General features: G+C 54.9%; 19 protein-coding genes. 9 read left to right on the forward strand and 10 right to left on the reverse strand.

All coding sequences use genetic code 11. The features are described 5' to 3' along the window. Positions 1-213: 213 nt before the first annotated feature. The 5 genes from serS to lrp form a co-directional block, all read right to left on the reverse strand. Positions 214-1506 carry a serine--tRNA ligase gene (gene serS / locus AC2FC2_RS00495; protein ID WP_209632551.1) on the reverse strand — a complete coding sequence of 431 codons (1293 nt, stop codon included), beginning with the start codon at positions 1504-1506 and terminating at the stop codon, positions 214-216. A gap of 109 nt (positions 1507-1615) precedes the next feature. Then, a complete protein-coding gene (locus AC2FC2_RS00500) occupies positions 1616-2959 on the reverse strand; it encodes a replication-associated recombination protein A (protein ID WP_209632550.1) in 1344 nt (447 codons plus the stop codon). A gap of 7 nt (positions 2960-2966) precedes the next feature. Beyond that, a complete protein-coding gene (lolA, locus tag AC2FC2_RS00505; protein WP_490658521.1) occupies positions 2967-3578 on the reverse strand; it encodes an outer membrane lipoprotein periplasmic chaperone LolA in 612 nt (203 codons plus the stop codon). A 197-nt stretch (positions 3579-3775) separates the two neighbouring features. After that, the gene (locus AC2FC2_RS00510) at positions 3776-7363 is read right to left on the reverse strand and encodes a DNA translocase FtsK 4TM domain-containing protein (RefSeq protein WP_490658522.1); all 3588 of its coding nucleotides are present in this window, start codon (positions 7361-7363) and stop codon (positions 3776-3778) included. A 120-nt stretch (positions 7364-7483) separates the two neighbouring features. Further along, positions 7484-7978, reverse strand: a complete 495-nt coding sequence (lrp, locus tag AC2FC2_RS00515) for a leucine-responsive transcriptional regulator Lrp (protein WP_004928318.1) — start codon at positions 7976-7978, stop codon at positions 7484-7486. A gap of 672 nt (positions 7979-8650) precedes the next feature. Here lrp and trxB point away from each other — a divergent pair. The 7 genes from trxB (at position 8651) to infA (ending at position 16067) form a co-directional block, all read left to right on the forward strand. Then, positions 8651-9622, forward strand: a complete 972-nt coding sequence (trxB, locus tag AC2FC2_RS00520; protein ID WP_209632547.1) for a thioredoxin-disulfide reductase — start codon at positions 8651-8653, stop codon at positions 9620-9622. A 78-nt stretch (positions 9623-9700) separates the two neighbouring features. Further along, positions 9701-10588: a LysR family transcriptional regulator gene (locus AC2FC2_RS00525; RefSeq protein ID WP_490658523.1), complete on the forward strand. Its 888-nt coding sequence runs from the start codon at positions 9701-9703 to the stop codon at positions 10586-10588. A 98-nt stretch (positions 10589-10686) separates the two neighbouring features. Further along, complete coding sequence (gene gstA, locus AC2FC2_RS00530; protein ID WP_490308744.1) at positions 10687-11304, forward strand: glutathione transferase GstA; 618 nt, start codon at positions 10687-10689, stop codon at positions 11302-11304. A gap of 176 nt (positions 11305-11480) precedes the next feature. After that, positions 11481-13247: a heme ABC transporter permease/ATP-binding protein CydD gene (cydD, locus tag AC2FC2_RS00535; protein WP_490658524.1), complete on the forward strand. Its 1767-nt coding sequence runs from the start codon at positions 11481-11483 to the stop codon at positions 13245-13247. A 2-nt stretch (positions 13248-13249) separates the two neighbouring features. Beyond that, positions 13250-14986, forward strand: coding sequence for a heme ABC transporter ATP-binding protein/permease CydC (gene cydC / locus AC2FC2_RS00540; RefSeq protein ID WP_490658525.1), 1737 nt, complete (start codon positions 13250-13252; stop codon positions 14984-14986). 30 nt (positions 14987-15016) lie between these two features. Further along, complete coding sequence (gene aat / locus AC2FC2_RS00545) at positions 15017-15742, forward strand: leucyl/phenylalanyl-tRNA--protein transferase (RefSeq protein WP_490658526.1); 726 nt, start codon at positions 15017-15019, stop codon at positions 15740-15742. A gap of 106 nt (positions 15743-15848) precedes the next feature. Continuing rightward, positions 15849-16067, forward strand: a complete 219-nt coding sequence (gene infA, locus AC2FC2_RS00550; protein WP_002211347.1) for a translation initiation factor IF-1 — start codon at positions 15849-15851, stop codon at positions 16065-16067. 204 nt (positions 16068-16271) lie between these two features. Here the strand turns inward: infA and clpA are convergent, their stop codons facing one another. After that, positions 16272-18551, reverse strand: a complete 2280-nt coding sequence (clpA, locus tag AC2FC2_RS00555; RefSeq protein WP_209632541.1) for an ATP-dependent Clp protease ATP-binding subunit ClpA — start codon at positions 18549-18551, stop codon at positions 16272-16274. Between the two features lie 27 nt (positions 18552-18578). Then, positions 18579-18899 carry an ATP-dependent Clp protease adapter ClpS gene (gene clpS / locus AC2FC2_RS00560; protein ID WP_004928347.1) on the reverse strand — a complete coding sequence of 107 codons (321 nt, stop codon included), beginning with the start codon at positions 18897-18899 and terminating at the stop codon, positions 18579-18581. A 359-nt stretch (positions 18900-19258) separates the two neighbouring features. Between clpS and cspD the strand changes: the two genes are divergently transcribed. Further along, entirely contained in the window at positions 19259-19480 is a 222-nt protein-coding gene (gene cspD, locus AC2FC2_RS00565; RefSeq protein ID WP_004942590.1) for a cold shock-like protein CspD, read from the forward strand. Between the two features lie 77 nt (positions 19481-19557). Here the strand turns inward: cspD and macB are convergent, their stop codons facing one another. Together macB and macA are read right to left on the reverse strand one after the other, a co-directional pair. Then, on the reverse strand, positions 19558-21504 hold the full coding sequence (gene macB / locus AC2FC2_RS00570; protein ID WP_490658527.1) for a macrolide ABC transporter ATP-binding protein/permease MacB: 1947 nt from the start codon (positions 21502-21504) through the stop codon (positions 19558-19560). Next, positions 21504-22619, reverse strand: coding sequence for a macrolide transporter subunit MacA (gene macA / locus AC2FC2_RS00575; protein ID WP_490658528.1), 1116 nt, complete (start codon positions 22617-22619; stop codon positions 21504-21506). Before macA ends, macB begins: the two co-directional genes overlap by 1 nt. 191 nt (positions 22620-22810) lie before the next feature. Between macA and AC2FC2_RS00580 the strand changes: the two genes are divergently transcribed. Next, positions 22811-23779 (forward strand): VirK/YbjX family protein, encoded by a 969-nt coding sequence (locus tag AC2FC2_RS00580; protein WP_404759957.1) that lies wholly within the window; start codon positions 22811-22813, stop codon positions 23777-23779. Here the strand turns inward: AC2FC2_RS00580 and AC2FC2_RS00585 are convergent. Further along, positions 23776-25440 (reverse strand): ATP-dependent endonuclease, encoded by a 1665-nt coding sequence (locus tag AC2FC2_RS00585; protein ID WP_209632537.1) that lies wholly within the window; start codon positions 25438-25440, stop codon positions 23776-23778. The genes AC2FC2_RS00580 and AC2FC2_RS00585 overlap by 4 nt on opposite strands. Positions 25441-25493: the final 53 nt, after the last annotated feature.

Consider the following 25493-nt stretch of genomic DNA (forward strand, 5'->3'; position numbering starts at 1 on the left):
AACGGGCAGGGAGACAGATCCGATGTCTGTTAATAGGCTTGTATAAAAACCCTTCTCCAGGAGTGGATATTACTCAGAAGTGGTAAGTGAACTTTGTCTGCTATCAATAAAGCGGGGGAAGTAGATGAAAGAAAAAGGACTTTCGAACAAAGGGATAATAATTTTCTTATAAAAAAAGCGCCCGTAGGCGCTTTTTATGCAGCGGCTAATTAATTAACCGATATATTCCAGGCCACCCATGTATGGGCGTAATACTTCTGGCACCTGAATGCGGCCATCAGCTTGCTGGTAGTTCTCCAGCACCGCCACCAGCGTGCGACCCACAGCCAAACCAGAACCGTTCAGCGTGTGCACCAGACGCGGCTTTTTCTCGGTTTTGCTGCGGCAGCGCGCTTGCATACGGCGCGCCTGATAATCCCACATGTTGGAGCAGGAGGAGATCTCACGGTACGTATTTTGCGCCGGCAGCCATACTTCCAGATCGTAGGTTTTGCATGAACCTGCGCCCATGTCACCGGTACACAGCAACATTTTACGGTAAGGCAGGTTCAACAACTGCAGCACTTTCTCTGCATGGCCGGTCAGTTCTTCCAGCGTAGCCATTGAATCTTCTGGACGTACGATCTGCACCATCTCGACCTTATCGAACTGGTGCATACGGATCAAACCACGCGTGTCACGGCCATAAGAACCGGCTTCAGCACGGAAACATGGCGTATGCGCGGTCATCTTCAGCGGCAGAGATTCCTCTTCCAGGATCTCGTCACGTACCAGGTTGGTCAACGGCACTTCTGCTGTTGGGATCAACGCATAGTTGCTGCTGTCCGATTCTTCTTCCAGGGGTTTGGTGTGGAACAGGTCTTCACCAAACTTCGGCAACTGGCCGGTACCGTACAAGGTTGCGTGGTTCACCAAGTAAGGTACGTAAGTTTCCAGGTATCCGTGCTGTTCAGTGTGCAGATCCAGCATGAATTGGGATAACGCACGGTGCATGCGGGCGATTTGCCCTTTCATCACCACAAAGCGGGAACCCGTCAATTTAACTGCGGCGGCAAAGTCCAGGCCACCGGCCATTTCGCCAAGATCGACATGATCGCGCACCGGGAAATCGTACTGACGCGGTTCGCCCCAGCGGCTGACTTCCTGGTTATCGCTGTCGTCTTTACCCACTGGCACAGCATCGTCCGGCAAGTTCGGGATCGCCAACGCATAGTCACGGATTTCAGCCTGCAGCTGATCCAGGGCGGCCTTGGCAGAATCCAGCTTGTCACCCAGTTCGTTCACTTCGCGACGCAGCGGCTCAATGTCTTCCCCGCGCGCTTTAGCCGCGCCGATGGATTTCGATCGGGAGTTACGTTCGGCCTGCAGTGTTTCAGTTTCTACCTGCAGAACTTTACGGCGCTCTTCTTGAGAACGCAGCAGATCCAGATCGAGTTTAAAGCCTCGGCGAGCCAGTTTGACGGCGACTGCGTCTAGCTCATTACGCAGCAGATTGGGATCGAGCATGCTAATCCTGTGCTTATTGTTATTGAAAGAAAATTTGTTGTTTTATTCGGCTGAATTTGAAGCCGTATAAAGGAGAGTGATACCCGCTAACCTTACCGCAACGGCAACGCTAGCGGTAGCGTTTTGTCTGGCTATTTTGATCCTGCTCAGCCAGCCATGCCAGCTTTTCGCCGATTTTACCTTCCAGGCCCCGTGAGGTTGGATGATAGTAACGCGTCTTGGCCATTTCGGGTGGGAAATAGTCTTCACCCGCCGCATAAGCATTGGGCTCATCGTGAGCGTAGCGGTACTCCGCGCCCAACCCCATTTCTTTCATCAATTTGGTTGGTGCATTGCGCAGATGTTCCGGCACGTCGTAGTCGGCCATCTCTTTGGCGTCACGCATGGCCGCTTTAAAAGCGGTATAAACTGCGTTGCTTTTTGGTGCACAAGCCAGATAGACGATAGCCTGAGCAATAGCGCGCTCGCCTTCTGCCGGCCCGACGCGCGTGAAACAGTCCCAGGCGGCGATCGCCACCTGCATACCCCGCGGATCGGCATTGCCGACATCTTCTGAAGCAATCGCCAGAAGCCGGCGCGCCACATACAGCGGATCGCCCCCGGCTGTAATAATACGCGCATACCAATACAGCGCAGCATCTGGTGCCGAGCCGCGTACCGATTTATGCAGCGCCGAGATCAAATCGTAATAACGGTCACCTTTATTATCGAAACGCGCACTGCGTTCACCGGAGACTTCTTTCAGTAATTCCGGCGTCAGCACGCGTATGCCTTTGGCGTTAATTTCCGCCATATCGGCCATCATTTCCAGGCTGTTCAACGCCCGGCGTGCGTCCCCCCCCACCAGCTCGGACAGCATACGGCGGGTCTCTTCAGGCAGTTCGATATTCTGGCCGCCAAAACCCCGGCCGTTGTCTTGCATCGCCTGATCCAGCACCTGGCTGATATCGTCGGCAGTTAGTGCTTTCAACAGATACACACGAGCACGTGACAACAGCGCCGAGTTCAGCTCAAAGGACGGGTTTTCGGTGGTTGCGCCGATAAAGGTTATGGTGCCGTCTTCAATATGCGGCAGGAAGGCGTCCTGCTGGCTTTTATTGAAACGATGCACTTCATCTACAAACAAGATAGTGCGACGACCGGCGTCACGGTTCTGGCGCGCACGCTCGATCGCCTCACGGATCTCTTTAATGCCGGACGTCACGGCCGAAATCCGCTCGACGTCCGCTTGGCCGTAACGACCAATCAATTCCGCCAGCGTCGTTTTCCCGGTGCCCGGCGGCCCCCACAGAATCATCGAATGCAGTTGCCCTGCCTCGATAGCGCGTGGCAGAGGCTTGCCGGCAGCCAACAGGTGCTGTTGGCCGATATACTGTGCCAGCGTTGTCGGCCGCATGCGGGCGGCCAACGGCTGGAACTCGTTCTGGGAAAAATCGAGCGACATATTACTCACGCTGACCTCACTGGCGCTGGTCGTCCAGCGTCACCCCCTTCGGCGGGGTAAATTTAAATTTGCTGGCATCAGCAGCAACATTCTGCTGGCTTTTCAGTGCATAAGAACTACGCTGGCCGTCCTGCTCAACCGCAGCAAAACTGCGAATAGTACCGCTGTTCGTGACGGTAATAGCGAACTGTTTCAGGTTGCCATTGCTGGTTTTTGGCGTAAGTTCAAAATCTTCACCTTTCTGCTTAACGTTGTACTGTTTCCAGTCATTGGCGTTGTTGCGGGTGATCAGCATAAACGGCGTATTACCCGTGGCGTTTTTCAACCAGGTTGCCGTCACTTGTTCAACAAAGGGGTTGTAGAACCACAGGGTTTGCCCGTCTGATACCAACACGCTCTCGTCTGGCGAGGTCATGTGCCAATTAAACAGATTTGGGCGCTTCACCCAAAGTTCACCTTCTCCCTGCTGTACGGCAGCACCATCGCTGCTGGTCACAGTTTGGGAGAAGCTAGCGTGGAAACTGTTCACTTTCGCCAGGCGACTTTGCAGATCCTGCGCGGCGTCGGCCAACACAGAGGTGGAAGCGAATCCCGAAAGCAGACAACAGGCAACTAACAGTTTTTTCATTATTCCAGATACCTTATGAAATGCGTTAACCGCAAGGCGTTGCCGTGCGGGTCAAATTAACCCTTAACCCCTTTACTCTACCCGAAGCTATCGGCAGGCAGATAGGCCAATGTTCCGAGAAGCCAGGGGTTTACGCTTCTTTGCACAAGGGCCGCTAAGCGGCCCTTTATTATTTAATAACAACGATTAAAGCGTCATCAGTCATGCCGTGGCGGTGCCAGCACCTCGCGGTTGCCATTGTGCCCTTGCTCACTGACGATGCCCTGCGCTTCCATCTGTTCGATAATGCGCGCGGCGCGGTTATAGCCGATACGGAACTGGCGCTGTACACCGGAAATAGAGGCGCGGCGTTTATCCACCACAAACTCTACCGCCTGATCAAACAACGGATCCAACTCCTCATCACCGTCCAGACCGCCACCAGCACCGCCCTCACCGTCGTCACTGCTGCTAAGAATACCCTCTTTATATTGAGGTCGCTCACGCGCTTTCCAATCCTTAACCACGGCATGAACTTCCTGATCGCGCACAAATGCACCGTGTACACGGACAGGAATAGACGAGTTAGGCGCCAGATAGAGCATGTCACCCATACCCAGCAATGATTCAGCACCGCCCTGATCGAGGATGGTACGCGAGTCAATCTTGCTGGACACGGTAAAGGCGATACGGGTTGGGATGTTGGCCTTGATCAGACCGGTGATCACATCCACCGACGGACGCTGAGTTGCCAGCACCAGGTGGATCCCCGCAGCTCGCGCTTTTTGCGCCAGACGAGCAATCAACTCCTCAACCTTTTTACCGACCGTCATGATCAAGTCAGCAAACTCGTCCACCATCACTACGATATAAGGCTCTTTTTCCAATACCGGTGGGGTGATGTCCATGCTGTCTGTTGGTTTCCAGAACGGATCTGGGATTGGGCGTCCCATCGCCTCTGCCTGGTCGACACGTTCGTTATAACCGGCCAAATTACGCACGCCGAGCGCAGACATCAGCTTGTAACGGCGTTCCATCTCGGCGACGCACCAACGCAATGCGTTGGCAGCGTCTTTCATGTCAGTTACCACGTCTGTCAGCAGGTGTGGAATACCTTCATAGACTGACAGTTCCAGCATTTTCGGGTCGATCATGATAAAGCGCACTTCTTTCGGCGTGGCTTTATACAAGATGCTCAGGATCATGGCATTGACCCCTACCGATTTACCGGAACCCGTCGTCCCTGCGACCAGTAAGTGTGGCATTTTCGCAAGATCTGCCACCACAGGTTCACCGGAAATGTCTTTACCCAATACGATGGCCAACGGCGATGGATTATCACGGAACGCGGGGCAATCCAGCACTTCACGCAGATAGACGGTTTGGCGTTTGACGTTAGGCAGTTCCAACCCAACGTAAGGTTTACCGGGGATCACCTCAACCACACGCACCGCTGAGGTCGACAATGAACGCGCCAAATCGCGAGACAGATTTGAAATACGTGCAGCCTTGACACCCGGAGCCAGATCCAACTCAAAGCGTGTAATGACCGGCCCTGGCAGGATATCAACCACGTCGGCCTTCACACGGTAATCGGCGAGGCTGGCTTCGACCAAGCGCGCTTTTTGTTCCAACGCAAAGGTATCTACCGGCTCAACCTCTTTCGGGGCTTCCGTCAGCAGATCCAACGTCGGCAACGGCGTGGTTGGTTTTTGCAGCGGCATATCATTACGCATCAGGAACGGGTGGATCAGGCTATCCATCGCTGGCTGCTGCGGTGCGGCTGGTGCCGGTTGCGCGACAGGTTGCTGATAAGCCGGTTGCTGTTGCTGAGTGGCCGATTGCTGCTGCGGTTGTTGGTAAGCCTGTTGGTACGGTTGTACCGGCGGTGTCTGCGGCTGAGCTTGCGGCTGATAAACCGGCGCTGCAGGCTCAAACTGGCCGAACGGCACATCATCTTCACGTTCGCTTTGCTGCTCAATACGGTCTTCAAGCTGTGGCGACAAGGTGAACAAGGGTTCAACGGGGCCATCATCAACCAAATCATCCATCGGCGAGAAACCAAACGCATTGCGCGTGTCTACCGGCGTGGTTGCCTGTGCTGACGGTGTAGCTTCTTGTTGCCCATAGCGCTGGCTTTGCTGTTCAGCAAAGGCCTGACGCAGTGCGGCCTCCTGCAGAGCCGCCTCATCGTCCTGGTTATCTTGCGCGTATTCCTCGCCATAACGCTGATTTTGCTGTTCGGCAAACGCCTGGCGCAACGCGGCTTCCTGCAAGGCTTCATCATCCTGCTCTGGCGCAAGACTCTCGGCGTTCGGCAATGGCTCGTCATCCCCACGGCTACGCTGTTCCTGTTCGGCAATGCGCTGTGAAGGCAACTTGATACCGTAAGAGGCCAGTTCGCGCCGGGTAGGAATGCGTACAGGGTTCGGGCGTGGCAATTCAGGGCCAAGGCCTTGTTTCACCTGCGAGTTAGCCTCACTGGTAGCGGTAAATGCCGGCATAAACGTATTGGCGGCGACAGCACCCGCTACCGCAGTTGCAGCGACAGGAGCCTGAGGTTTCACGCTACCAAACGGCGTAACGGCAGGTTCAACGGCACTGAAACCAGCCGGAGCACTGATGTCTGCGCTATCACGCTGGGCGGCAGAAAAATCGAACGGGGAGCGTTCGTGCGCCGGTGATGCAGCCGGAACATCCCAGTTGCCCAAGCGCGGTTCATTATCCTCGTCCTGGCAAGTATCCGCCGAACGCGTCAACGTCGGCGCCGGTGTCTCTTCAGGGATCTCGAACGAATACAATGGCGGTGGCGCGTTTTCCTCTACCCTGCTCATTGGGTGTTGATTCACCGATGCGGGTGCAGCCGGCGCCACGGTAACCGACGGTGCCTGTGCTACGACAGGAGCCGCAGTAACCGGCGTACTGGCTACCGCTGGTGCAACGGGTACGGCATCAGCAGGATCGTCATCATTAGCCCGCAAGCCGCTGAGTAAGGGATCCTGTGCATCTTCTGCTTCTGCCGCCAACTTGGCGGTTTCCGCTACGGAAGGCGCAGAGAACAACACGTCGTCTTCCGCCGCATTGGCCGCCGCCGCAGTCGCGCCCACAGCAAGCGCGGCTTCTTTCTGTGCAGGTTCGGCGTGTTCTTCGACATAACGGTCATCGTCGTCGTGATAACGGTCTTCACGGCGTGATCGGTTAGTCATAAAGGTCGCCGTACCCAGCACCGCGCCGCCGATTCTTTCGGCGATCACCAGCCAAGACCAACCGGTAAACAACGTAAGCCCCGCAGCCCAGACGCACAGCAGCCCTAAGGTTGCACCGATGCCGTTGAACCACGGCAGCATGGCATTGCTCAGCAAACTGCCGATAACGCCGCCGGAAGCGAAGTAATAGAGATCGTCGACATTCAATGCCGCCAGGCCACACGAGGTGAGCACCAGCGCCAACGTGCCGATCAGGCGCAATGAAAGCGCAAAATAGTCGATGTATTCGCCGTTGCCGCGCTGACGGTAAGCCGCCCAGCACAACATGAGCATGATCGGTGGTATCGCATAAGCGAGTACCCCGAAGGTGAAGAACAGCGTGTCGGCCATCCAGGCCCCGACGCCACCGCCCAGGTTATGAATCGGCTCATGCCACGCGGTCTGCGACCAGCTTGGGTCAGATGGATTAAAACTGACCAAGGCAGCCATGAGGTAAATGGCAAAAATGGCCACCACGATCAACACAGCTTCGAGCAAACGGCGACCGCTGCTGAGTTTTCTCAAGGTAACTTCTTTATCTTCTGTATATTCCTGGCTCAAGAAAGGCTCTCCAGGTTCCTGTTAGCTGACATAGCAACAGCGCCGAGAAGCTTCCCCGGCGCCGAAACTGTATGAATAAACAGGAGTGTAACCAATTTAATCAGGTTTTGCACCTGCACCCTACCGTGTTTTGATAACCAGACGGTTACTCTGTTTCACTTCTTCCATGACTACGTAGGTACGGGTGTCGTTAACCCCCGGCAAACGCAGCAAGGTTTCACCGAGCAATTTACGGTAAGCAGACATATCAGGTACACGGGTTTTCAACAGATAGTCGAAATCACCAGACACCAGATGACACTCCTGAATTTCTTCAAGCTTCTGCACTGCTGAGTTGAATTGCTCAAACACATCTGGCGCGCCGCGGTTCAACGTGATTTCCACGAAGACCAACAGTGACGCATCCAGATAATGCGGGTTGAGCAAAGCGGTATAGCCATGAATAAAACCCTGGCGCTCGAGGCGGCGCACGCGTTCTAAACATGGTGTTGGAGATAACCCCACGCGCTTCGAAAGCTCAACGTTCGAAATACGCCCATCCTTCTGCAGCTCGTTCAGGATATTGCGGTCGATACGGTCGAGATCTTTACCCGGGCGTTTCTTATTGTCTGCCATTATTATTGTCTCTCTTATTTTCTTCCCTGCACTTGCCACACCCTAGCCAACGTCAATGTGTAAGGGTTCGTTCCAAGCGAAGACCCGATGCCTGTCATATGCTTCACTACCATCATCCACCGTTGTGCAGTCTGTCTGTCAAACCCTGCACAGGGTGTTTAAATGACGTTAATCGCAAGAAGAAATTTGCAATTCGCCTGCGCGATATCCTCTCACCTGCTGTACAAGGTTTCAGCTACGGCGAAAAACTCTGCGCCAACGCCGTAAATACGTACGATTTACTGCAGGTTTGGGGATAATTTCTTCTTCCTATGATGTTTTCGCAAATGCGCAGCGGATTGTCAAAGTAAAAGAAGCAAAATCAGAAGAACGTACCGTCATGAAAAGTTAGCACCCCGTTTTTAGTTATGAATCGCTGGCTTAAAAACCCCGCAGAGAAGGCACCTAAACCCGCTTAACGTGCTGTTTCCCGTTATGTGCACCCAATATCGCAGTAAGCCCTTTCCATAAGTTAAATTGCTGCGTTTTACGCTCGATTTAGCAGCAAAACAATAATTAATAGGCAATGACTATCAAACAAATCGTTAACAACATCCCCTGACGCTTTTTTTAATGCGGCATTTTCCCTACAATCGGATCCATTGTCCGCCATTGTGGGAAAAGAGGTTATTCATGGGCACGGCTAAACACAGCAAATTATTGATTCTGGGCTCCGGCCCGGCTGGCTACACCGCCGCAGTTTATGCAGCGCGCGCCAACCTGAGCCCGGTACTGATTACCGGTATGGAACAAGGCGGTCAACTGACCACCACTACTGAAGTGGAAAACTGGCCAGGTGATGCCGAAGGTCTGACTGGCCCTGCGCTCATGGAGCGTATGCGCGAGCATGCAGAAAAATTCCAGACCGAGATTGTGTTTGACCACATCAACAGCGTTGATCTGCAAAACCGTCCGTTCCGTCTGTTTGGTGACAGTGCTGAATACACCTGTGATGCACTGATCATCGCCACTGGCGCATCGGCCCGTTACCTTGGCCTGCCGACTGAAGAGGCCTTTAAAGGCAAAGGCGTTTCCGCCTGCGCAACCTGCGACGGTTTCTTCTACCGCAATCAAAAAGTCGCGGTCGTCGGCGGCGGTAACACCGCCGTTGAAGAAGCGCTGTATCTGTCCAACATTGCAGCCGAAGTTCACCTGATTCACCGTCGTGACAGCTTCCGTTCAGAGAAGATCCTGATCAACCGACTGATGGAAAAGGTGAAAAGCGGCAATATCGTACTGCATACCGACCATACTCTGGACGAAGTGCTGGGCGATGAAATGGGCGTTACCGGTGTACGTATCCGCAGCACCAAAGAAGAGAACGAAACACGGGAACTGGCGTTGGCCGGCGTGTTTATCGCCATCGGTCACAGCCCGAACACCAGCATTTTCGGTGGTCAGTTGGAGTTGGAGAACGGGTATATCAAAGTGCAGTCCGGTATTCACGGCAATGCTACCCAGACAACCATTCCTGGCGTATTCGCCGCTGGCGACGTGATGGACCACATCTACCGCCAGGCGATCACTTCCGCCGGTACCGGTTGTATGGCGGCATTGGATGCTGAGCGTTACCTGGACGGCATCGCCAACGCAGAAGTGCTGTAACGGCACAGCGTGTCAGCTTGAAAAGCGGCTACCTTAGCCGCTTTTTTTGTATTTAAAACAAAATCAGGCGGGTGTTCGATGCAAAATCTTCTCCACTGGCGTCTGTTGGTCGCCGTGGCCGATAGCGGCAAAATCACCTTGGCGGCAAATCAATGTGGCATGACTCAGTCCGGCGCCAGCCAGGCCATCGCTCAGTTGGAAGAGGCATTGAATACTCCGTTGTTGGTCCGACTACCGCATAGCATTACGCTAACGCAAAGCGGTGAGCAAATCGTCAGCCATGCCCGCGCCATGCTGGCCGAACTCACTGCTATCCAGCACTACGCACTGCAGGCGCAAAGTGCGTTCGCCGGCAAAATACGCCTGGCCAGTTTCCCTTCAGCATTTGCTCTGTTGTTACCCCCGCTGCTGCGCAAATTTAACCGCCGCTTTCCCGCCATTGAACTGATTCAGTTGGAAGGCACCGATCTGGAAGTCGAAAATTGGCTGGCGTTGGAAGCTGCCGATATTGGCGTCGTGTTGAATCCGAAAACGGAACGGCTAAGCTTTCCGCTGGGAAAAGACCTATGGCTTGCCGTGACGGCCACGGCTCATCCGCTGGCCAGAAGCCGCCAGCCAGTAGATTTCAGCGAACTGGTCAAACAGCCGTTTGTATTAGCCACCGGCGGTTGCCAGCTCAATGCCCAGTTGCTGGCGCAGCAGGCAGGTTTGGCCCTGACGGATGTTCGCGTCACCGTCAGTGACTGGAACACGGCACTGACGCTGGTGTGTGAAGGAATTGGCGTATCGCTGGTGCCGGCATCGGTAATACCTGCCGATACGCCAGGCATTTGCGCCCTGCCGCTCAGCGCGCCACTTTATCGCCATTTTGGCCTGGTTTGCTCATTCACCGGCACAAGCTCTGCGCCAGTGCAAACGTTGTTGCACTATCTACAAGATCATCTGCCGCTGCCCGTCAGTAGCTGAGCTGATATCGGGTTTCTGAGATTCTAATTTTTCTGTCGACAGCGCCGACGGCATTCTGACGGGCAAGCGATGTCGCTTTTTGCCTCAGGAATATCCCCATGAAACTCTATTTTGCGCCCGATGCCTGTTCCCTCTCGCCCCATATCGTTCTGCGGGAATTAGATTTGCCGTTCGAGCTCATCCGCGTTAATAACCGCACCAAACGCAGCGCCGACGGCGGAGATTTTTATCGGGTTAATCCCAAAGGTTACGTCGCTGCATTGATGCTGGACGACGGAAAGGTGATCACCGAAGGCGCTGCCATCGTGCAGTACCTGGCGGATTTGCGCCCTGAGGCCGCGCTGGCCCCGCCAAACGCGACCTTCGAACGGGTACGTTTGCAGGAGTGGCTGAACTTCATTACCAGCGAGATCCACGCAGGATCAAGTCCGCTGTTCAACTCAACCCTGCCGGAAGAGGTTAAAACACGGTTTCGCGACACGCTGCGACGCCGCCTCGATTTTGTTGCTCAGACGCTGGACGAACAGGCTTTTCTACTGGGAGAAGCTTTCAGCGTTGCGGATGCCTATCTGTTCACCGTGTTGCGCTGGATGGATCAGTTTTCCATCGACCTCAAATACTGGCCATCGATAACCCGTTATATGTCGCTGATTAGCCAGCGCAGATCCGTGCAAACCGCCCTGGCGGCGGAGGCGGCCAGTCAAGCGGTGCCATAATCCTGCTGTTGTCGTCTGTTATACCGATATTTGACCGCTTTATTATTTTCAGTCTGCCGGGTGAAGAGGTAACATTGCCCCTCACTTGTTCGCTTCAGGTTGGGGCAAACACTTTTTTTAACAGTACGTTAACCTTGTCTGTAACAACAGGCGCCGGCGACGCAGACTCTTATCTGATGAAAAAAACCAGACAGCAACAGTTAACCCGTTGGCTCAAAACGCAGAGCACCCTGGCGCAGCGTTGGCTGCGCCTTTCCATGGTATTAGGGCTGATAAGCGGCATGCTGATTGTCGCGCAAGCATGGCTCTTGGCCGCCCTGCTCCACGCCCTGATTATCGAACACACCCCGCGTGAACAGTTGATCCCTTCGTTTATTTGGCTTGCCGCCACCTTCGCGTTGCGGGCGATATTAAGCTGGCTGCGAGAGCGCGTTGGTTTTATCTGCGGACAGGTGATCCGCCAGCGGATGCGTCGTCAGGTACTGGATAAACTGCAACAACTCGGCCCTGCCTGGGTCCAGGGCAAGCCCGCGGGTAGCTGGGCCAGCATCATCGTCGAACAGATTGAGGACATGCAGGATTATTACTCCCGCTATCTGCCGCAGATGTATCTGGCGGTGTTTATCCCATTGCTGATTCTGATTACCGTATTCCCGATTAACTGGGCCGCGGGCCTGATCCTACTGACCACCGCCCCGCTGATCCCCATGTTTATGGCGCTGGTCGGTATGGGCGCCGCTGACGCCAATCGCCGCAACTTTGTCGCGCTGGCACGGCTGAGCGGCAATTTCCTTGACCGCCTGCGGGGTTTGGACACGCTGCGTTTATTTAACCGCGCTGAAGCGGAAACTGCACACATCGCCAAATCGTCCGAAGATTTCCGTAGCCGCACCATGGAAGTGCTGCGGTTGGCGTTCCTGTCTTCAGCCGTGCTGGAGTTCTTTGCCTCCATCTCCATCGCGGTGGTCGCAGTGTACTTTGGGTTTTCGTTCCTTGGTGAACTTAACTTCGGCAGTTACGGCACCGGTGTCACCTTGTTTGCAGGCTTCCTGGTGCTGATCCTGGCGCCGGAGTTTTTCCAACCGCTGCGTGACCTCGGCGCCTTTTACCATGCCAAGGCGCAAGCCGTGGGCGCTGCTGAAGCCCTTGAAACCTTCCTCAGTGCAGAAGGCGAACAAATGGGCAAGGGTACGCAAACGCTAAACGCCGATGCGCCACTGGAACTGCACGCCCAGAGTCTGGAGATCCTGTCGCCGAATGGCGTCCTGCTGGCTGGCCCACTGAGCTTTACGCTTGCTCCACATCAGCGCATTGCGTTGGTAGGGTTGAGCGGTGCCGGTAAAAGTTCGTTGTTGGATCTGCTGCTCGGCTTCCTGCCCTATCGCGGCTCGCTGACAGTCAACGGTATTGAGTTGCGCGACCTGGCCGCCGAAAGCTGGCGCCAGCAGCTTGGCTGGGTAGGACAGAACCCACACCTTCCGGCACTGACACTGCGGGCCAATATCCTGCTAGGGAATCCGCAGGCCAGCGAGGCGCAATTGCAGCAAGCGGTAGAGCAAGCCTACGTCGGCGAAATTCTGCCGCATCTGCCACAGGGATTAGATACCGAAGTCGGCGATAACGCGGCACGTCTTTCCGTCGGCCAGGCTCAACGCGTCGCGGTGGCCCGGGCGCTCATCAGCCCTCGTCGTTTGCTGCTGCTGGATGAACCGGCTGCCAGCCTTGATGCCCACAGCGAGCGTCGAGTCATGCAGGCTCTGAATGCCGCTTCGCATCAGCAAACCACCCTGCTGGTTACGCACCAGTTGGAAGATACCGAAGATTACGACCAGATTTGGGTCATGGAAGGCGGGCAAATTGTCCAGCAAGGCGATTACGCCACGCTGAGCGCACAGCCGGGCCTGTTTGCCAACCTGATCGCACACCGCCGCGGGGATCTCTAATCATGCGTGTTTTGCTGCCGTTCCTGGCACTGTACCGTCGTCACAGCCTATTGATCTGCCTGGGCATTATTTTAGCCATCGTCACCCTATTGGCCAGCATCGGCCTATTGGCGCTATCGGGCTGGTTCCTCGCGGCGTCAGCCTTGGCTGGGTTGGCGGGTCTATTCACCTTCAACTACATGCTGCCGGCTGCCGGCGTACGTGGTGCCGCAATTTTCCGCACGGCCGGGCGCTATGCCGAACGTGTTGTCAGCCATGACGCGACCTTCCGCGTATTGTCCCACCTGCGGGTGTTTACCTTTGAAAAGATCCTGCCGCTGTCACCGGGCGGCATTGCCCGCTTCCGTCAGGCCGATCTGCTTAACCGGTTGGTCGCCGATGTCGATACGCTGGACCATTTATATCTGCGGGTCATCTCGCCGCTGGTCAGTGCCGCCGTGGTGATTGCCGTCGTTACATACGGCCTGAGCTGGTTAGATACGTCCCTGGCGCTGACGCTGGGCGGTATTCTGCTGCTGCTGCTGTTACTGGTGCCCCCGGTATTTTACCGTGCCGGTAAACCTATTGGCGGTCAGTTAACCGCTTTGCGTGGTCAATACCGCACCGATCTGACCGCGTGGCTGCAAGGCCAGGCTGAACTGGTGGTGTTCGGCGCAGTTGATAGCTTCCGTACAGCCCTGAATACCACAGAACAACACTGGCAGCGTCGCCAATGGCAACAGGCTTCGCTCGGCGGTATGGCACAGGCGTTGATGATCCTGGCCAGCGGTTTAACAGTCACGCTGTTGCTGTGGCTTACAGCCGCAGGCGTCGGTGGTGACAGCCAACCCGGAGCCTTGATTGGGCTGTTTGTTTTTGCCGCACTGGCCTCGTTTGAAGCACTGATGCCGGTCGCGGGTGCCTTCCAGCATCTGGGGCAGGTGATCGCTTCCGCCACACGCGTAAAGCAAGTGATCGACCGAGAACCCGAAGTCACATTCCCAGCCCACGGCCCAGCGGCCGAAAGCGGCGCGACCTTGAACTTACAGCAGCTTACGTTTACCTACCCCGACCAACCGTTACCGGTGTTGCAGGACGTCACGCTGGAGATTGCCGCCGGTGAGCACATTGCGCTACTTGGGCGTACCGGATGCGGTAAATCGACCTTGCTGCAATTGCTGACACGCGCCTGGAATGCCAATAGCGGTCAGGTGCTGCTCAACGGACACCCATTGGGCTCTTACGATGAGGCGACGCTACGCCAGATGACAACCGTCGTCAGCCAGCGCGTTCATATCTTCAGCGATACGCTGCGTGAAAACCTGCGCATTGCTGCGCCCGCAGCAGCTGATGAACAGTTGCGCGAAGTGCTACAGCAGGTGGGCCTGGATAAGTTGCTGGAGAACGAGGGGCTGAATGCCTGGCTTGGGGATGGCGGTCGCCAACTTTCTGGCGGTGAACAGCGCCGCCTGGGCATTGCCCGTGCATTGTTACACCAAGCTCCTCTCCTGTTGCTCGATGAACCTACCGAAGGCCTGGACGCAGAGACCGAACAGCAGATCCTGGCGTTGCTGCGCCAACACTGCCAGGGTAAAACGCTGATTCTGGTTACTCACCGTCTCTACGGCTTAGAACACCTTGACCGCATCTGCGTGATGGACGGCGGCAGAATTGTCGAGCAAGGCGATCATGCTACGTTGATGGGCTTGCAGGGGCGTTATGCTCGCTTTCGCCAACGTATCAGTGATATACCTCTGTAAAATGGCCTGTAGAGCACGCTGAGACCTTATATGCGCATTGTTAAGCTGTCACCGCAGTCACTGGCATTTCCCTCTCCTGAGGGCGCTCTGCGCGATCCTAATGGCCTGCTGGCCATTGGCGGCGATCTGACCGCACCGCGTTTGCTGTCCGCCTATGAACGCGGCATCTTCCCCTGGTTTTCGCCGGGGGAAGCCATTTTGTGGTGGTCACCTGACCCGCGAGCCGTGTTGTTCCCTGCCGAACGCCATATCAGCCGGAGTTTGAAACGCTTTCTGCGCAGCAATCCTTTCCGCGTTACGCTGAATCACGACTTCGCGGCGGTCATCGCCGCCTGCGCCGAACGTCCGCAGGAAGGCACCTGGATTGGCCCTGAGGTTCAGCGCGCTTATCTGCACCTGCATCGCCTCGGTTTAGCTCATTCGATCGAAGTGTGGCAGGATGACGCACTGGTAGGCGGCATGTACGGCGTGGCTCAGGGCGCACTGTTTTGCGGTGAATCGATGTTCAGCCGTACAACCAACGCGTCCAAGTGTGCACTGATGGCTTTTTGTCAGCATTTTGCCGCTTATGGCGGAGAATTGATTGACTGTCAGGTGCTTAACGCTCACACTGCCACGCTGGGAGCGAGAGAGATCCCCCGACGACAATTTTTGCAGCAGCTCAGTCAACTTCAGCGCAAGCCGTTAGCGCCAGAGTGCTGGGCACCGCAAGTATTACCCCCACAGCAGGTTGAACCACCCTCCCCAACAAACTAATTTTGCGGAAACGGTGCAATGTTCACCGACACTTCTTTACATAATGTGGGTTTTTCGGCATTATCTTGCCGGTTAAAAACTAAGGTAGTTAGACCTAGAGGATTCGATGGCCAAAGAAGACAATATTGAAATGCAGGGCACCGTTCTTGATACGCTGCCGAACACCATGTTCCGCGTTGAATTAGAAAACGGGCACGTGGTAACCGCACATATCTCCGGTAAAATGCGTAAGAACTACATCCGCATCCTGACGGGCGACAAAGTCACTGTAGAGCTGACCCCGTACGACCTGAGCAAAGGCCGCATTGTCTTCCGTAGCCGTTAATCGGCTCACTCGTCGCCAGCCGATGGCGGCACCGAGGATGTAATGCCTCCGGAGCCCTTTCCGTTTACCCCCGTAGCAACGTTCAACATCGAGTTGCAGGAGCGCAGGTAAACTGAGAGGGCTCAATCATTTCTGTTGTGGTGATGATTGCACCCATAAAAAAAGCGATGCCGAAGCATCGCTTTTTCGTTATTTGACTCAGGCTTAGTGCACTGCACCTTCATCCGCTTTACGCATCGATGCGCTGAGGAAGTGGTAAGTCAGTTTCTGGTTATCCTTGTCCAGCTCAACCTTGACCGAACCACCGTCCACCAGCGAACCGAACAGCAGTTCGTTAGCCAGCGGTTTCTTCAGGTTTTCCTGCATGACACGCGCCATCGGACGCGCACCCATCGCACGGTCGTAGCCTTTCACTGACAACCAGTCACGCGCTTCGTCGCTCACTTCCAGCGACACACCCTTCGCATCCAGTTGCGCTTGCAGTTCGACGATAAACTTGTCGACAACCTGCTGAATCACCTCGGTCGACAGATGGTTAAACCAAAGAATGTTGTCCAGACGGTTACGGAATTCCGGCGTGAACACTTTTTTGATCTCTTCCATCGCGTCGGTGCTGTTGTCCTGCTGAACCAGACCAATCGATTTACGCTCTGTTTCACGCACCCCGGCATTGGTGGTCATCACCAGGATCACGTTGCGGAAATCCGCCTTACGGCCGTTATTGTCGGTCAGCGTCCCGTTGTCCATCACCTGTAACAGCAGGTTGAAGACATCCGGATGGGCCTTCTCGATTTCATCCAGCAGCACCACTGAGTGAGGATGCTTGAGCACCGCATCAGTCAGCAACCCCCCCTGATCGTAACCGACATAGCCCGGAGGCGCACCAATCAAGCGGCTCACCGTATGACGTTCCATATACTCGGACATATCAAAACGCAGCAGCTTGATATCCATCGCCTTCGCCAACTGCACCGTTACCTCGGTTTTCCCGACGCCGGTTGGCCCGGCAAACAGGAATGAACCGACAGGCTTGCGATCGTGGCCCAGGCCTGCACGACTCATTTTGATCGCTTCGGTCAGGGCTTCAATGGCCTGATCCTGCCCGAACACCAGCATTTTCAGACGATCACCCAGGCTTCTCAATACATCACGATCGCTCGCCGATACGGTTTTTTCCGGGATGCGCGCAATGCGCGCTACCACCGATTCAATATCAGCAACGTTGACGGTTTTCTTACGCTTGCTGATCGGCAATAAGCGGCTGCGAGCCCCCGCCTCGTCGATCACGTCAATAGCCTTATCCGGCAAATGACGATCGTTGATATATTTTACCGACAGCTCAACCGCTGCACGCACCGCTTTGGCGGTATAACGCACATCGTGGTGCGCTTCGTACTTGGTCTTCAGGCCATTGATGATCTGAATGGTTTCTTCCGGCGTCGGTTCAGTAATGTCGATTTTCTGGAAGCGACGGGCCAAGGCACGATCTTTTTCAAAGATATTGCTGAATTCCTGGTAAGTGGTCGAACCGATAACACGGATCTTGCCGCTGGACAGCAGCGGTTTGATCAGGTTGGCGGCATCGACTTGCCCACCGGACGCCGCGCCGGCACCGATGATGGTGTGGATCTCATCGATAAACAGGATGCTGTTCTTGTCCTGCTCCAGTTGCTTCAGTAACGCTTTAAAACGTTTCTCAAAGTCGCCGCGGTATTTCGTACCCGCCAGCAGCGAACCGATGTCCAGCGAATACAACGTGCAGTCCGCCATCACTTCGGGGACGTCGCCCTGCACAATGCGCCAAGCCAGCCCTTCAGCGATCGCGGTTTTGCCAACGCCAGACTCCCCTACCAACAGCGGGTTGTTCTTGCGACGACGGCACAGCACCTGAATAGCACGCTCCAGCTCAGGATCACGGCCAATCAATGGATCAATGCCGCCCACCCGGGCCAGTTGATTGAGGTTGGTGGTGAAGTTTTCCATACGGTCTTCCCCTCCGGACTGCTCTTCATTCACCGGGTTTTCCGCATTCGGCGCTTGGCCCGGCTCGTCTTTACGTGTGCCATGTGAAATGAAATTCACTACGTCAAGACGACTGACGTCGTGTTTGCGCAGCAGGTAAGCCGCCTGCGACTCCTGCTCGCTGAAAATTGCCACCAGCACGTTGGCGCCGCTGACTTCGCTGCGGCCGGAAGATTGCACATGGAATACCGCACGCTGTAACACGCGCTGGAAGCTGAGCGTCGGCTGTGTGTCGCGCTCTTCTTCACTGGCAGGTAACGTCGGCGTGGTTTGTTCGATAAAGGCTTCCAGTTCCTGGCGTAGTGCAGCCAGGTCCACTGTGCATGCCTCAAGCGCTTCCCGCGCGGCAGGGTTGCTGAGTAACGCCAGCAACAGGTGCTCCACGGTCATAAACTCGTGTCTGTGCTCACGCGCTCTGGCGAAAGCCATGTTGAGACTGAGTTCCAGTTCTTGATTGAGCATAAGCACCTCCCCAATAGATTGCCTTAATCAGGCTTTTTCCAGCGTACAAAGCAACGGATGCTCGTTCTCCCTTGCATAACGGTTCACATGTACGACTTTGGTTTCCGCCACCTCGGCGGTAAAAACACCACAAATCGCCTTGCCTTGATAGTGGACCGTGAGCATCAGTTGCGTTGCGCGTTCAATATCATAAGAAAAGAACTTTTGCAGAACGTCAATCACAAATTCCATCGGTGTGTAATCGTCGTTGTTAAGTATAACTTTATACATAGACGGCGGTTTTACCGCATCGATTTGTTTTTCTTCGGCCAAATGTTCAAAATTTAGCCAATCGTTGTTATTGCCCATCGCTGCTCATCTTCTCTGCTCTGTCCTTTAATATGGGGACAGGTTCCGGTTATTCAAAGTGGGGTATCATGACTATTTTACCATCTTCACCATCATCCCGCCGCACTGGAACGTGCGCAAAAATCTCTGACAAATTGTTACCAAACAATGTCAATATCGTTACCTGCTTCAAACTTTGATGAACTGCCCCTTGCCGACAAAAGCCGATCCCTTGACGTGATGATCATTTGCTCTAGAGTGTAAATTCGTGACCTGGTGGTGTTTTAACCACTTTCAGGCTCATCTGCTACCTGCTGCTGGCGGGTACGAATTCAGTTATTCATCTCACCTAAAAATAGCGTTGCGAGGGATGTAAAAGCATGGAGACGGGTACTGTTAAATGGTTCAACAACGCCAAAGGGTTTGGGTTTATCTGTCCTGAAGGCGGCGGCGAAGACATTTTCGCCCATTATTCTACGATTAAAATGGATGGGTACCGGACGCTGAAAGCTGGCCAGCAGGTCAGCTTTGACGTGCACCAAGGGCCAAAAGGGAACCATGCGAGTCTCATTGTGCCATTGGAAAGCGAGGCGCTGGCCTAAACGCGCCCCCAGAGTCAGACCGAAATACTCCGCTAAAAATGCCAGCCGCCGTATGACTGGCATTTTTTATTATCATGCTATTCGCGGGCCAGCGCGTCAATCGGGTTAAGCCGCGCAGCGCTGCGTGCAGGCAGATAACCGAATACCACGCCAATTGCGGTGGAACACACAAACGCACTGAGCAACGCCGCCGGTGGGAAACTGATTTGCCACCCCGGCAGTACCACCTGAACCAGCAAACCGATGGCGAAGGACAACGTGATCCCCAGCGCACCACCAACCAAACACACCAGCACAGCCTCAATCAAGAATTGCTGTAACACATCGCCGGAACGCGCCCCCACGGCCATACGAATCCCGATTTCACGCGTGCGCTCCGTCACTGACACCAGCATGATATTCATCACGCCGATCCCACCGACCACCAGTGAAATTACCGCCACTAACGTCAGGAACAACTGTAACGTACGCGTGGTTTTCTCTGCCGTCTGCACCAAACTGTCCATGTTATAGGTGAAAATGTCTTTCTTGCCGTGGCGCAGCGTTAACAAACGGGTAAGCTGCTGCTCCGCCTCCTGACTGTTGTAGCCTTCGCGGATACGCACCGTGATCGAATCAAAATAGGCATTGCCCATTAACCGGTTTGCCATGGTGCTATAAGGTACCCAGACATTGAGCGTCTTGCTGCTACCAAACATTGACTGCTTTTCTTTCGCCACCCCGACTACCGTCGCCGGCATATTACCGACCAAAATCACCTTCCCTACGACATCCTTCTGGTGCGGGAACAACCGGCGCTGGGTATTGGCATCAATCACTACCGTCTGAGACTGCGATTGCACCTGCAGTTGATCAATACCGGAACCTTGGGTAAAGGTCATGCCATACACGCGGAAAAACTGTTCACTGACCCCGGTGACATTGGCTGCCACGTCGACGTTGCCTAACCGCAGCCGCATACTGCTGGCAATGGTGGGCGATAGCGCACTGATGTAGGGTTGCTCACGCAGTGCAGCAAGGTCATCGTACTTTAGTGCCTGGCGGAAGGTCGGGTCGTCATCCCCAAAATCCTTGCCGGGATAGATATCGATCGTATTGGTGCCGATCGATTTGATATCCGCCAGTACCATCTGTTTGGCGGCGTCGCCGATCACCAGAATCGACACCACAGAAGCAATACCGATGATAATGCCCAGCATGGTCAACGCCGTACGCATTTTACTCGCCGCCATCGCTCGCCAGGCCATCACCAATGCCTCACGGAAACGACCCGCCGTTTGCCGCCAGGATGGCTCAGGCGCCACCATCTCCAATGCCTTGGCGTTCGGATTGCCTCGCTGATCCGGACCTGAATCAGCAATGATCTCCCCGTCCCGGATTTCAATGACCCGTTCTGCCTGCTGAGCCACCGCCGGATCGTGGGTGACGATAATCACCGTGTGCCCCTGCTCGCGCAGTTGCTTGAGGATCCTCATCACCTCTTCACCGGAATGGCTATCAAGGGCACCGGTCGGTTCATCCGCCAAGATCACCTGACCACCGTTCATCAACGCTCGAGCGATACTGACACGCTGTTGCTGACCGCCTGAAAGCTGGCTGGGTCGATAACCCACACGTTCACTCAGCCCAAGACGTTGCAGTAATGCCACGGCTCTCTCACGCCGCGCGGCCTTACCCAACCCTGCGTACACCGCCGGCACCTCGACGTTGTGCGCTGCGCTCAAATGGGGTAATAGATGATAACGCTGGAAGATAAAGCCAAAATGCTCACGCCTCAGCCGAGCCAGCGCATCACCATTGAGCGTCGCCACGTCTTGTCCAGCCACGCGATACACGCCAGCACTGGGTTTATCCAGGCAACCGAGAATATTCATCAGGGTTGATTTACCGGAGCCGGAAGCGCCCATGATGGCCACCATTTCACCGGCGTCAATGCTAAGGCTCACGTTCTTCAGTACGGCTACCGTCTGATCGCCCGACTGATAGCTGCGGCAAATGCCGCTCAGCTCCAACAGCGCCGCCATCAGATGGCCTCCACGCCGCCACGGCTGACAATCACTTCATCGCCGATATCCAGCCCACTAAGAATTTGTACGTCAATGTTATTACGCAGGCCAATGGCAACCTCGCGCTTTTCTTCCTTGCCCTGCTTCATGATCGAAACGTGGTAGCGATTATCGGCAATTTGATCGCCCAACGCCGCCAACGGGATCACCAGAGCCTGGCTAACGCCCGCCAGTTGAATATGTACCTGTGCAGTCATTTGCAGCCGCAACAGCCCCTCAGGGTTCGGCACTTCAAAACGCGCATAATAGAAAATGGCATTATTGACCTTCTCTGGAGTGGGCTGAATGTCTTTCAGCACGCCGTCAAAGCGCCGGTTAGGATCGCCCAGTACGGTAAACCAAGCTTTTTGGCCTGGCTTGAGGCTGATTATATCCGCCTCCGACACCTGCGCCTTTACCAGCATAGTGCTGAGATCCGCCAGGGTCAGAATGTTCGGTGCCTGCTGAGCGGCAATCACCGTCTGGCCCTGTAGCGTGGTGATCTGTACCACATCACCGTCCATCGGTGCTTCAATACGGGTAAATGCCAGATTAATTTTTGCGGTGTCCAGGCTTGCCTGATTCTTGGCGATTTGCGCATGGATAGTACCTACCTGCGCTTTCTTCACCGCCAACTGCGTGGCGGCCTGATCCAAGTCCTGGCGTGAAACCGCTTGCAACTTCGCCAACGCCTGATTGCGCTGCAGCGTGACCGCAGCCAACTTTTGCTCCGCCTGTGCCTGCTGTAACTGAGCATGCAAATCTCGCAGGGTCGCCTCACCCTCGCGGATGCTGTTCTGCGCTTGTTGCGGATCAATCACGCCCAGTAACTGGCCTTTTTTCACCCGGTCGCCAATTTCGACAAAGAGGCTTTCTAATTGCCCGCTAACCTGCGCACCAACGTCAACCTTGCGTACCGCATCAAGTTGCCCGGTCGCGAGCACGTTTTGTTGCAGGTCGCCCTTGACGACCTTAACCGTTTTAAACGGCGTTGGCGTCGGATGACCAAAGTGCCAGGCCAGCATTGCGGCGATCGCTACCACCACAATCAGCACCATGACCAACCGTCGCTTATGTCCTTTAAACCACGTCAAAATAGGTTCCTGCCTGTTGAAATTCAGACTGCCAATAGCGGCAGCGAGGCTAAATTATCACGCACAGTAATGAATAACTAAACCTTAGCTCAACACAATGTGGAGACATCCTTTGTTACATTCAGCATTGAACTCCCGTTTAGTGAAGGCTTGGTGAAATAGCGTTATTCAATACAGCCAAGGATTTCATCATGTCTCAGCTCAGCTATCCACTCGCATCTGCACGCCCGCTTAATGGCTTGCAATTGATGACGGCGCTGGCCAATGGCGACAAGGCGCCGAGCAAAGCGTGGAAAAAAACATCATTCCGCCTGAAGTTTATCGCCCGTTCTTTATTTTGCTGGCGAACCACCAGCGGTTTGCTCAGCACGCTGGCATCAAACCCGCTGCTCAATGAGATTCTGAACGCGCAGCCCAATCTACCGTGCAAATTGCATCGACCGTATCTGGCGGCGAACATGAGCAAAATCGAATGCCTGTTCGCCCTGCGCGATCACTACGATCTCAGCCTGCAACGCATGCCACGGAAAATGCTGCTCGGTCATCTGAACAAGCCTTTTGTGCTGGCCAGTGCCACCGGCAAGAGCGGTACAGCCGTTTCATTGGAGTTGGCTGCCATCGATAATCTGAATAAGGAAGGGGAAACGACCCTGCTGCTGCGTAATGCCAGCGGCATTATGCTGGCGGAGATCACCTTTGCACTGATGCACTACCAGCAACAGCCCACGCTCTTTATCGGTGGGTTGCAGGGGGCCAATCATCAGGTACCGCACGCTGAAATCCAGTTGACCACCAAAGAGTGTCACGGATTGTTCCCAAAACGGCTGGTACTGGAAGGCCTTTGTACTTTGGCACGCCATCTGGGTATTCAGCAAATTGTCGCGGTTGGCAATGCTACGCATATTTACCAAAACTGGCGCTATCGCAGTAAAAAGAAAGATAAGCTCCATGCCGATTACGATCAATTCTGGACATCAATGGGCGGTAAAATGCTTGAAAGCGGCTATTTCCTGCTGCCGGAACACATCGCCCGTAAACCGATCGATGAAGTGGTCAGCAAAAAGCGCGCCGAATACCGCCGACGCTATCAACTGTTAGACGAACTGGAACAGGGAATGGCGGAACACTTCAGCCCCCCATCCCGCTTTGCCGGGGTCTAATCGGCCCGGCCGCGCGCCAGCCAAATCACGCGTGAGAACATTTTCTTGAGCAATGGCGGCACCGAATCGGTGCCGCGCTCACCGGCTTGCATCGCAACCTCGATCGCCAAATCCGGTTTTGATGAATGATGTACTGCCTTCAGAATCACCTTGCGTATTGGCATTTGGGCATTGCTCGGCACCGACGCCACTCGATAATAAACTGCACTGAAGCCCTCGCGGAACATGAAATGTTCCATATCCGGCGCAGGCAACGCGGTGAGCCGATCACGCTCGTTGTCTTCATGGTTATCCAGCATGCCGCGTACGGTGGCGGCGTATTTTCGCCCCGCTTCATCACCGTCCACCAATGCATGCCACTCAATGCCCATACGTCGTGCAAACCGCAACAGTGGCTTCAGACCGCACTGGGCGAACTCAATCACGCGCACCCCTTCCGCCTCGAAATGGTAACCGCACTGACGCGCCAATTCGTTCAGCAACCACACTTCCGTTTCCCCCTCCACCAACAACCAGCAGCGGGCAAACAGTGATGAGGGCCGGTTAAAACGAATATGGAAAGAAATACGTCGCCCGTCCTCCGGGCCCAGCCCGCGCGGCCCAAGGCGGTAAGTGGCGACTCTCCCGGATTCACGCACCAACCGGCAAACGTGCTCTACCGGGACCAACGACACCAACTCGCTGGAATTGGTGGTGGTGATGCGTTGCAGCGGCAGTTGGTTAAGCAAACCCCAGGCGACCGACAACATGATCGGATGCAAGCGGGTTTCCGGATCCTCAACCAGCAATAGCGGTCGAGCGTGCGGATCCAGCTTGATGCTGCCTTTGGCCTGCAGCAACGTAGAAAACATCCCCAGAAGAATAAGCCGCATACTGCGGCTGTTTGGCTCAGCGACCATGCGGTTGATGCTGTCCAGCGAGCGCCATGCCTGTTGATCCTGATCTTGCCCTGGTCGCTGTCTGCGCGGTCGCGTCACCTGCGAGCCCTGTTCGGCAAAGTAGTGTTCCAACAGCTGTTGCATTGCAGCCAGCCCTTGACGCAGTTCGGCATTCGTTAATTTTTGTGGGTTACGCACCAGCTCACGCGTCAGTTGATCCAATTGCTGAGCCAGCGCCTGGTTGTCGGCCGGATGCTCATCATTGAGCGTGCTGGGCCGCAGGCGGCGGATAAACCGCGCATCCCGTAGGCGTAACACGGGATGGATACGAATAATGGCATGAGCCAATTGCTCAATATGATGTAACGGCATCGCGTTGCCGTCGGCATCCAGAAAACAGCGCCAGGTACACACCGTGTCGTCGTCGGCCAGTTCGCCTTCGCAACGGTAATAAATGCGGTTGAGGTTATCGTCACCCTTGACCCATAGCGGTGACAGATGGCGGTAACGGGGCAAATGCGCATGGCCGATGTCTTTTTCACAGAAGGTAAATACCACCTGTAAATGCCGATCTTTGGCATCTTCTTCTCCAGGCGGAAAGTGAAAATCATGCGCTTCAAAACGGTACAACTTTGGCTCCGGTGCCAGCAGCAGCGTCAGTGCGTCCAGCAGACTGGATTTGCCCCAGGCATTTTCGCCGATCAGCAGCGTGTTGTCGTCCAGCATCAATGACAGCCGGTTAATGCCGCGGAAACCTACAATCTCGATACGCTCTAAGAACATCTGTCGCCTCCCGTGCGCACTGCCACCGTCCTTAATGGGGTGACCTCTTCAGA

The sequence above is a fragment of the Serratia sp. CoH_122_TC_1 genome (assembly GCF_058191755.1).

Bases quoted from the DNA above. Each gene is read 5' to 3' on its own strand.
- serS (WP_209632551.1), bottom strand. From the start codon at position 1,506: ATGCTCGATCCCAATCTGCTGCGTAATGAGCTAGACGCAGTCGCCGTC.
- lolA (WP_490658521.1), bottom strand. From the start codon at position 3,578: ATGAAAAAACTGTTAGTTGCCTGTTGTCTGCTTTCGGGATTCGCTTCC.
- lrp (WP_004928318.1), bottom strand. From the start codon at position 7,978: ATGGCAGACAATAAGAAACGCCCGGGTAAAGATCTCGACCGTATCGAC.
- trxB (WP_209632547.1), top strand. From the start codon at position 8,651: ATGGGCACGGCTAAACACAGCAAATTATTGATTCTGGGCTCCGGCCCG.
- AC2FC2_RS00525 (WP_490658523.1), top strand. From the start codon at position 9,701: ATGCAAAATCTTCTCCACTGGCGTCTGTTGGTCGCCGTGGCCGATAGC.
- gstA (WP_490308744.1), top strand. From the start codon at position 10,687: ATGAAACTCTATTTTGCGCCCGATGCCTGTTCCCTCTCGCCCCATATC.
- cydD (WP_490658524.1), top strand. From the start codon at position 11,481: ATGAAAAAAACCAGACAGCAACAGTTAACCCGTTGGCTCAAAACGCAG.
- cydC (WP_490658525.1), top strand. From the start codon at position 13,250: ATGCGTGTTTTGCTGCCGTTCCTGGCACTGTACCGTCGTCACAGCCTA.
- aat (WP_490658526.1), top strand. From the start codon at position 15,017: ATGCGCATTGTTAAGCTGTCACCGCAGTCACTGGCATTTCCCTCTCCT.
- infA (WP_002211347.1), top strand. From the start codon at position 15,849: ATGGCCAAAGAAGACAATATTGAAATGCAGGGCACCGTTCTTGATACG.
- clpA (WP_209632541.1), bottom strand. From the start codon at position 18,551: ATGCTCAATCAAGAACTGGAACTCAGTCTCAACATGGCTTTCGCCAGA.
- clpS (WP_004928347.1), bottom strand. From the start codon at position 18,899: ATGGGCAATAACAACGATTGGCTAAATTTTGAACATTTGGCCGAAGAA.
- cspD (WP_004942590.1), top strand. From the start codon at position 19,259: ATGGAGACGGGTACTGTTAAATGGTTCAACAACGCCAAAGGGTTTGGG.
- macB (WP_490658527.1), bottom strand. From the start codon at position 21,504: ATGGCGGCGCTGTTGGAGCTGAGCGGCATTTGCCGCAGCTATCAGTCG.
- AC2FC2_RS00580 (WP_404759957.1), top strand. From the start codon at position 22,811: ATGTCTCAGCTCAGCTATCCACTCGCATCTGCACGCCCGCTTAATGGC.
- AC2FC2_RS00585 (WP_209632537.1), bottom strand. From the start codon at position 25,440: ATGTTCTTAGAGCGTATCGAGATTGTAGGTTTCCGCGGCATTAACCGG.